Source organism: Klebsiella sp. 2-CIP_Kleb., assembly GCF_050378715.1.
Classification (GTDB): Bacteria; Pseudomonadota; Gammaproteobacteria; order Enterobacterales; family Enterobacteriaceae; genus Klebsiella; species Klebsiella quasipneumoniae.
The window spans coordinates 90,332-98,441 of record NZ_JBNRLG010000009.1; the positions used below are offsets into that span (position 1 = coordinate 90,332).

Annotated in this window: 7 protein-coding genes and 1 riboswitch; of the genes, 5 read left to right on the forward strand and 2 right to left on the reverse strand. The window is 55.8% G+C overall.

Going from position 1 to position 8,110, the window contains the following annotated elements:
* Positions 1-92 precede the first annotated feature (92 nt).
* Positions 93-1,010 (forward strand): DNA-binding transcriptional regulator OxyR, encoded by a 918-nt coding sequence (gene oxyR / locus ACQUTP_RS23305; protein ID WP_002883015.1) that lies wholly within the window; start codon positions 93-95, stop codon positions 1,008-1,010.
* On the opposite strand, the gene sthA is transcribed toward oxyR, so the two are convergent.
* Complete coding sequence (sthA, locus tag ACQUTP_RS23310) at positions 993-2,393, reverse strand: Si-specific NAD(P)(+) transhydrogenase (protein ID WP_285755402.1); 1,401 nt, start codon at positions 2,391-2,393, stop codon at positions 993-995. The two genes, oxyR and sthA, sit on opposite strands and share 18 nt — an antisense overlap.
* A 196-nt stretch (positions 2,394-2,589) precedes the next feature.
* Here sthA and fabR point away from each other — a divergent pair, with 196 nt between their 5' ends.
* Both fabR and ACQUTP_RS23320 read left to right on the forward strand, forming a co-directional pair.
* Positions 2,590-3,225: an HTH-type transcriptional repressor FabR gene (fabR, locus tag ACQUTP_RS23315; RefSeq protein ID WP_004151856.1), complete on the forward strand. Its 636-nt coding sequence runs from the start codon at positions 2,590-2,592 to the stop codon at positions 3,223-3,225.
* A 15-nt stretch (positions 3,226-3,240) separates the two neighbouring features.
* Positions 3,241-3,600 (forward strand): YijD family membrane protein, encoded by a 360-nt coding sequence (locus ACQUTP_RS23320; RefSeq protein ID WP_004203691.1) that lies wholly within the window; start codon positions 3,241-3,243, stop codon positions 3,598-3,600.
* Positions 3,601-3,650: 50 nt separating this feature from the next.
* Here the strand turns inward: ACQUTP_RS23320 and trmA are convergent, their stop codons facing one another.
* Positions 3,651-4,751, reverse strand: coding sequence for a tRNA (uridine(54)-C5)-methyltransferase TrmA (gene trmA, locus ACQUTP_RS23325; protein WP_004203692.1), 1,101 nt, complete (start codon positions 4,749-4,751; stop codon positions 3,651-3,653).
* A gap of 114 nt (positions 4,752-4,865) precedes the next feature.
* Positions 4,866-5,052: riboswitch (cobalamin riboswitch) on the forward strand.
* 65 nt (positions 5,053-5,117) lie between these two features.
* On the opposite strand from trmA, the gene btuB reads away from it, so the two are divergent.
* The gene (gene btuB, locus ACQUTP_RS23330) at positions 5,118-6,956 is read left to right on the forward strand and encodes a TonB-dependent vitamin B12 receptor BtuB (protein ID WP_285755400.1); all 1,839 of its coding nucleotides are present in this window, start codon (positions 5,118-5,120) and stop codon (positions 6,954-6,956) included.
* Positions 6,901-7,752: a glutamate racemase gene (gene murI / locus ACQUTP_RS23335; RefSeq protein WP_023291541.1), complete on the forward strand. Its 852-nt coding sequence runs from the start codon at positions 6,901-6,903 to the stop codon at positions 7,750-7,752. Before btuB ends, murI begins: the two co-directional genes overlap by 56 nt.
* Positions 7,753-8,110 lie beyond the last annotated feature (358 nt).

An 8,110-nucleotide genomic window follows, 5' to 3' on the forward strand; every position in this document is an offset into this window, starting at 1 on the left:
GGTGTATTATTGAACAGAAAACTTGATAGGGATAATCGTTCGTTGCTATGCTATCTATCGCCATGGACTATCGTGGCGATGGAGGATGAATAATGAATATTCGCGATCTTGAATACCTGGTAGCGCTCGCCGAACACCGCCACTTCCGGCGGGCGGCTGACTCATGCCATGTGAGCCAACCGACGCTCAGCGGACAGATCCGCAAGCTGGAGGATGAGCTTGGCGTCATGCTGCTGGAGCGCACCAGCCGTAAGGTTCTGTTTACCCAGGCGGGGCTGTTGCTGGTGGATCAGGCGCGTACCGTGTTACGCGAAGTAAAAGTGCTCAAGGAGATGGCAAGCCAACAAGGGGAAACCATGTCCGGGCCGCTGCATATCGGCCTGATCCCGACAATTGGCCCGTACCTGCTGCCGCACATCATTCCGATGCTGCATCAGACCTTCCCGAAGCTGGAAATGTATCTGCACGAAGCGCAGACCCATCAGCTGCTGGCTCAGCTCGACAGCGGTAAGCTCGACTGCGCCATCCTGGCGCTGGTCAAAGAGAGCGAGGCCTTTATCGAGGTGCCGCTGTTCGATGAGCCGATGATGCTGGCTATCTATGAGGATCATCCGTGGGCAAACCGCGATCGGGTGCCGATGTCGGATCTGGCCGGTGAAAAGCTGCTGATGCTGGAGGATGGGCACTGCCTGCGCGATCAGGCGATGGGCTTCTGCTTTGAAGCGGGGGCGGATGAGGATACCCACTTCCGCGCGACCAGCCTGGAAACGCTGCGCAATATGGTAGCGGCAGGCAGCGGTATTACCCTGCTGCCTGCGCTGGCGGTGCCGCAGGAAAGAAAACGCGATGGCGTGGTCTACCTGCCGTGCATTAAGCCAGAGCCAAGACGCACCATCGGTCTGGTTTACCGTCCGGGCTCACCGCTGCGCAGCCGCTACGAACATCTGGCGGAGGCCATCCGCGGCACGATGGATGGCCATTTCGACAAGGCGTTAAAACAGGCGGTTTAAGCCGTTCAGCGCGGCAACCCGGTACGCTTCCGCCATGGTCGGGTAGTTAAAGGTGGTGTTGACGAAGTACTCAATGGTGTTACCACCACCTTTCTGCTCCATGATTGCCTGGCCGATGTGAATGATTTCGGCTGCGCGTTCGCCAAAGCAGTGAATGCCGAGGATCTCCTTGGTCTCCCGATGGAACAGGATCTTCAGGGTTCCCACGCTCATGCCAACGATTTGCGCCCGCGCCAGGTGTTTAAACTGAGCGCGACCCACCTCATACGGCACTTTCATCGCCGTCAGCTGCTGCTCGGTTTTCCCGACGGAGCTGATTTCCGGAATGGTGTAGATCCCGGTCGGGATATCTTCAATCAGATGCGCTGAGGCTTCGCCTTTCACCAGCGCCTGGGCGGCAATGCGTCCCTGATCGTACGCCGCGGAGGCGAGGCTCGGATAGCCGATGACATCCCCAACCGCATAGATGTGCGGAAGGGCGGTCTGATACATGCTGTTGACCTTCAGCTGACCGCGGCTATCGGTCTGCAGACCGATATTTTCCAGCGCCAGAGTGTCGGTATTGCCGGTGCGGCCGTTGGCGTACAGCAGGCAATCGGCTTTCAGTTTTTTACCGGACTTCAGGTGCATGATCACCCCGTCATCCACCCCCTCAATTTTCTCATACTCCTCGTTGTGGCGAATGACCACGCCGCTGTTCCAGAAGTGATAAGAGAGCGAATCTGACATCTCCTGATCGAGGAAGGCCAGCAGACGATCGCGGGTGTTGATCAGATCGACCTTCACCTCCATGCCGCGGAAGATCGACGCATATTCACAACCGATTACCCCGGCGCCGTAAATGATCACATGGCGCGGCTCATGCTGCAGGCTGAGAATCGAATCGCTGTCATAGATGCGCGGGTGGTGGAAATCGACATCCGCCGGATGGTAGGGGCGAGAGCCGCAGGCGATAACGAATTTCTCCGCGGTCACCGTCTCAACCGTGCCGTCATGACACTCCAGCGCCAGAGTATGCTCATCAACGAAGTGGGCATTGCCCTGCAGAATTTCACAGTGGTTGCGCTCATAGAATCCCTGGCGCATATGAGTCTGCTGGTTGATGACGCTGTCGGCATGGTTAAGGATGTCGGCGAAAGAAGAGCGAAGAAGGCGGGAGTGGTCGCTGTAGAGGGGGTTTTGGTTAAACTCGATAATACGGCTGACGGCATGGCGGAGGGCTTTCGACGGGATGGTGCCCCAGTGGGTGCAACCGCCGCCGACATTATGGTAGCGCTCGATGACGGCAACGCGTGCTCCCTGTTTCACCAGTCCCATGGTGGCGCCTTCGCCGCCAGGACCGGAACCAATCACTATTGCATCATAATCCCAAGAGTGTGACATGGCATTACTCACCTGTTTTATACATAAAATAAACACGATGATAACATTCGCTGCGCTTTAACCCAATTATCGTTGTGCTTTTTTGCGGCATAAAAGCAGAAACGGCTCGTAAACAATCATTCACAATCCAGGGCAAACCGATTAGTTTTAATCTCTGGTATAGTGCCAGCAGGGCTATTGGAAGGATTCATACATCGTGATGGGCGTAAGAGCACAACAAAAAGAAAAAACCCGCCGTTCGCTGGTGGAAGCTGCATTCAGCCAACTTAGCGCTGAGCGGAGTTTCGCCAGCCTGAGTTTGCGTGAAGTGGCGCGGGAAGCAGGGATCGCGCCGACGTCCTTTTATCGTCATTTTCGCGATGTCGATGAGTTAGGCCTGACGATGGTCGATGAGAGCGGACTGATGCTGCGCCAGCTGATGCGCCAGGCGCGCCAGCGGATTGCCAAAGGCGGCAGCGTGATCCGCACCTCGGTCTCGACCTTTATGGAGTTTATCGGTAACAACCCGAACGCCTTCCGCCTGCTGCTGCGCGAGCGCTCGGGAACTTCTGCGGCGTTTCGCGCCGCCGTCGCACGCGAGATCCAGCACTTTATTGCGGAACTCGCCGACTATTTAGAACTCGAAAACCATATGCCGCGCGCCTTTACCGAAGCGCAGGCTGAAGCTATGGTCACCATCGTTTTTAGCGCTGGCGCGGAAGCGCTGGATGTCGGCCCTGAACAGCGCCGACAGCTGGAAGAACGGTTGGTACTGCAGCTCAGAATGATCTCTAAAGGCGCGTATTACTGGTATCGCCGTGAACAAGAAAAAATGTCACATCATTCCGAATAACGTGAAGGACGAGCAATGAAACACTCAGTTCAAGATAAAGGTACGCTGCTGCTGGCGCTGATTGCCGGGTTATCTATTAATGGCGCCTTTGCGGCGCTGTTCAGTTCGATAGTTCCGTTTTCCGTCTTCCCCATCTTATCCCTGCTGCTGACGGTCTACTGTCTGCACCAGCGCTATCAGAATCGCAGTATGCCCGTCGGGCTACCGGGCCTCGCCGCTGCCTTTTTTATTCTCGGGGTGCTGTTGTACAGCACCGTCGTGCGTGCGGAGTACCCTGATATCGGCTCTAACTTCTTCCCGGCCGTTCTGTCCGTCGCGATGGTCTTCTGGATCGGCTACAAGATGCGTAACCGCAAAAATACGGCAGCCGAATAAGCCGCCAGTGATAAAAAACCGGCAATATGACGTTGCCGGTTTTTTTTGGCCTATTTCCGGGTCAACAGCACGCCGCATTCCATGTGATGGGTATACGGGAACTGGTCGAACAGCGCCAGCCGGGTAACATTATGCGTCTGGCTTAGCGTTTCCAGATTGCGGCACAGCGTTTCCGGGTTGCACGAAATGTACAGAATGCGCGGATAGGCCTGCACCATTTTTTCCGTTTCACTGTCCAGCCCGCTACGCGGCGGATCGACGAAAATGGTCTCGCACTGATAGCTTTGCAGATCGATACCCTGCAGCCGGTTAAACTCACGCACGCCGTTCATCGCCTGAGTAAACTCTTCAGCCGCCATGCGGATAATCTGCACGTTGTCGATATGGTTGGCGGCGATGTTGTACTGCGCCGCCGCCACCGACGGTTTGGCGATTTCGGTGGCCAGGACGCGATCGAAATTACGCGCCAGCGCCAGCGAGAAGTTACCGTTGCCGCAGTACAATTCCAGCAGGTCGCCGGTCGCTCCTTTGGTGACATCCAGCGCCCACTCCAGCATTTGAATGTTCATTGCCGCGTTCGGTTGGGTAAAGCTGTTTTCCACCTGACGGTAGATCATCTCCCGACCGCCAACCGGCAGACGTTCATCTATATAATCCTGATCGAGCTCGATTTTAGTTTTGGTCGCCCGACCAATCAGATGCACATTGAGCCCCTGGGCTCGCAGGGCGTCACGCAGCGCCTCCGCTTGCTCACGCCAGGCATCATCGAGTTTTTTATGATACAGCAGCGAGACGACCGCCTGATTGCTGAGGGTGGTCAGATAGTCAATCTGGAACAGCTTATGGCGCAGCACGGGATTGTTGCGTACGCCCTCCAGCATGGCGGTCATCAGCTGATTGATGAGCGCGCTGGCGGCCGGGAAGCTGTCAACGCGAATCCGCGACCGGGTCTGCTGATCGAAAATTATATGGTACAGGTCGTCGCCATCGTGCCACAGACGGAACTCGGCGCGCATACGGTAGTGGCTGACCGGCGAACGAAACACTTCCGGAACCGGCGCGGCAAAAGGCGCCATCATGGTTTGCAAACGGACGACTTTTTCTGCCAGTTGCGCTTCGTATTGTTCGGTAGGAAGGTGTTCGGGGGTCATGATGTATCCTGAATAAAATAAGTACGCGGGGATTGTAGGGAAAGCGCCGGGGATGTCCAGCCTCGAATGCCGCGGGAAATATAATTAGCAGTCTGGACATCTATATGATTCTGATTGTAGCATTCGCCTACCGGTCCTGTGAGTTAAAAGGGAACCCAGTGGAAATCTGGGGCTGACGCGCAGCGGTAAGGAAGGTGAGAAATGAGCGCACTCGGTGCAGACACTGCGGTTAGCCGTGGGAAGTCATTATTTCTTGAAACAGCCTCCAAGCCCGAAGACCTGCCGGAATACGTCGCACTGGGTTTTATCGTCGCGAGCAACTGATAAAACCTGCGGCATCCTTTTTCTGTTTCGGATGCTTTTACAATGATTAAAAAAGCTTCGCTGATGACGGCCTTATCCGTCACGGCATTTTCCGGCTGGGCGCAGGATAGCAATTCAGATACGTTGGTGGTGACAGCAAACCGTTTTCAACAGCCGGTCAATACCGTGCTGGCGCCGACCGATATAGTGACGCGCGATGACATCGACCGCTGGCAGTCCAAAGATTTAAACGATGTCATGCGTCGTCTTCCCGGGGTCGATATTGCCCGCAACGGCGGCATGGGGCAGAGCGCTTCGCTGTATGTTCGGGGGACGGAGGCTCGCCACGTGCTGGTGCTGATCGACGGTGTGCCGATGGCGCGTCCGGGGATCTCCAACGGCGTGGATATCAGTCAGATCCCTATCTCTCTGGTCCAGCGGGTGGAATATATCCGCGGCCCGCGCTCCGCGGTGTATGGCTCCGGAGCGATCGGCGGGGTGGTGAACATTATCACCATGACCGACGCTGAGCGTTCGCAGATCAACGCCGGCGCGGGAACGAACGGCTATCAGTCCTATGATGGCGCCTTCAACAAGCGGTTTGGCGATACGCTGGTTACCGCTGCCGGCGCCTATCAGACCACCAAAGGGTTTAACGTCCAGCCGAACTCCTCTTATAGCGGCGACAGCGATCGCGACGGCTACCGCAATAAAATGCTGTGGGGCGGGGTACAGCATCAGTTCGATGATAACTTCTCGGGATTCTTCCGCGGCTATGGTTATTCCGCCAATGCTGACTATGACCAGGGTAACTGGGGCTACGCAGGTGGAAACGATGAAGATCAGTCCTATACCCAATCCTGGGATACCGGTCTGCACTACCACTCCGGAATTTACTCCTCCCAGCTGATTGCGAACTATCAGCGTATTAAAGATTACAACTACAGCAGCGACGCTGGCCGCTATGCCGCGGGCACCACCCTGGATGATATGGAACAGCGCTATATCCAGTGGGGAAATAATGTTGTGGTGGGCCATGGCGCGGTGAGCGGCGGCGTAGACTGGAAACAGGAGAAGCTGAAATCCAGCGGAACGACCAGTACCGACGTGTATAAGCGCGATACCACCGGTCTTTATCTGACGGGCCAGCAGCAGATTGACAGCGTGACGCTGGAAGCTTCCGGCCGTGAGGATCATGACGAGCAGTTTGGCTGGCACGGTACCTGGCAGACGGCGGCTGGCTGGGAATTTATCGACGGTTATCGGACAACGCTCTCGTACGGCACAGGATTCCTCGCCCCCTCCCTCGGGCAGCAGTACGGCGCAGAACGCTTTGGCATCGCCTCTAACCCGAACCTGAAGCCAGAGGAGTCGAAGCAATGGGAAGCGGGCCTTGAAGGGTTAACGGGGCCGGTCGACTGGCGTCTCTCCGCGTATCGCTATGAGATTCAAAACCTCATCGATTACGACAACAACGCCTATTACAACGTCAAGTCGGCGACGATCAAGGGGCTGGAGTGGACGGGAAATGTCACCACAGGGCCGGTAGAGCACCATCTGACGCTGCAGTATGTTGACCCTCGCGATGATGAAACTAACAAGATCCTCTATCGCCGGGCGAAGCAGCAGATGAAATACGAGCTGAACGGCCAGGTCTACGATCTGGGTTGGGATGTGACGTATCACTACATCGGCAAGCGCTACGATTATGATTACGACAATTCGCGTACCGTCAATATGGGTGGGTTGAGCCTCTGGGATGTCGGTTTATCGTATCCCGTCACCTCACACCTGACAGTTCGTGGTAAAATAGCCAACCTGTTCGATAAAGATTACGAGACAGTTTATGGCTACCAATCTGCAGGACGGGAATACACCTTGTCTGGCAGCTACACCTTCTGATCCACGTCCCACCGTGCTGGTGTTTGATTCCGGCGTCGGTGGGTTGTCGGTTTATAATGAGATTCGGCAGCTGCTGCCGAATCTGCATTACATCTATGCTTTCGATAATGTTGCCTTCCCCTATGGCGAGAAGAGCGAGGAGTTTATCGTTGAGCGCGTTGTGGAAATCGTCACTGCTGTCCAGCAGCGTTATCCCCTGGCGCTGGCGGTGATCGCCTGCAATACCGCCAGTACCGTCTCCCTGCCTGCCCTGCGTGAAAAGTTCGCCTTCCCCGTTGTTGGCGTGGTGCCGGCGATCAAGCCCGCCGCCCGCTTAACGGCGAACGGCATTGTTGGTCTGCTGGCGACGCGCGGTACCGTAAAGCGTCCTTATACCCGTGAGCTGATCGACCGCTTTGCCAATGAATGTCGGATTGAGATGCTGGGGTCGGCGGAGCTGGTGGAGCTGGCGGAAGCGAAGCTGCACGGCGAGCCTGTGCCGTTAGAAGAGCTGCGCCGTATCCTGCGCCCGTGGCTGCGGATGCAGGAGCCGCCGGATACGGTGGTGCTGGGCTGCACCCATTTTCCTCTTTTACAGGAGGAGCTGCAGCGCGTTCTGCCGGAAGGCACGCGGCTGATTGATTCCGGCGCGGCGATTGCCCGTCGCACCGCCTGGCTGTTAGAGCATGAAGCGCCGGATGCGAAGTCCAGCGACGAGAATAAAGCATTCTGCATGGCGTTGACGGCAGAAACGGAACAACTTTTACCCGTTTTGCATCGCTATGGCTTCTCGACGCTGGAAAAATTACCGCTTTAACGGCGTTTTGCACAAAAAAGAGACGGTTGAATAATTTTTTGAAAACAGGGCTTGTCAACGTCTCAGAACTCCCTATAATGCGCCTCCACTGACACGGAACAACGGCAAGCGAGCCGCCGGGTCAGCAGGGTTTCGGCGATGAAGTTCAGCGCTGAAAACCGACAGAGAAAAGCAAAATAAAGGCTTGACTCTGAATGAGGAAAACGTATTATACGGGACCTCGCAACGGTGAGCTGAAAGCCGCGTTGCAACTGCTCTTTAACAATTTATCAGACAATCTGTGTGGGCACTCAAAGTGACATGGATTCTTAACGTCCTCGGACGAAAAATGAATACCAAGTCTCAAGAGTGAACACGT

Bases quoted from the DNA above. Each gene is read 5' to 3' on its own strand.
- btuB (WP_285755400.1), top strand. From the start codon at position 5,118: ATGATTAAAAAAGCTTCGCTGATGACGGCCTTATCCGTCACGGCATTT.
- oxyR (WP_002883015.1), top strand. From the start codon at position 93: ATGAATATTCGCGATCTTGAATACCTGGTAGCGCTCGCCGAACACCGC.
- sthA (WP_285755402.1), bottom strand. From the start codon at position 2,393: ATGTCACACTCTTGGGATTATGATGCAATAGTGATTGGTTCCGGTCCT.
- murI (WP_023291541.1), top strand. From the start codon at position 6,901: ATGGCTACCAATCTGCAGGACGGGAATACACCTTGTCTGGCAGCTACA.
- trmA (WP_004203692.1), bottom strand. From the start codon at position 4,751: ATGACCCCCGAACACCTTCCTACCGAACAATACGAAGCGCAACTGGCA.
- ACQUTP_RS23320 (WP_004203691.1), top strand. From the start codon at position 3,241: ATGAAACACTCAGTTCAAGATAAAGGTACGCTGCTGCTGGCGCTGATT.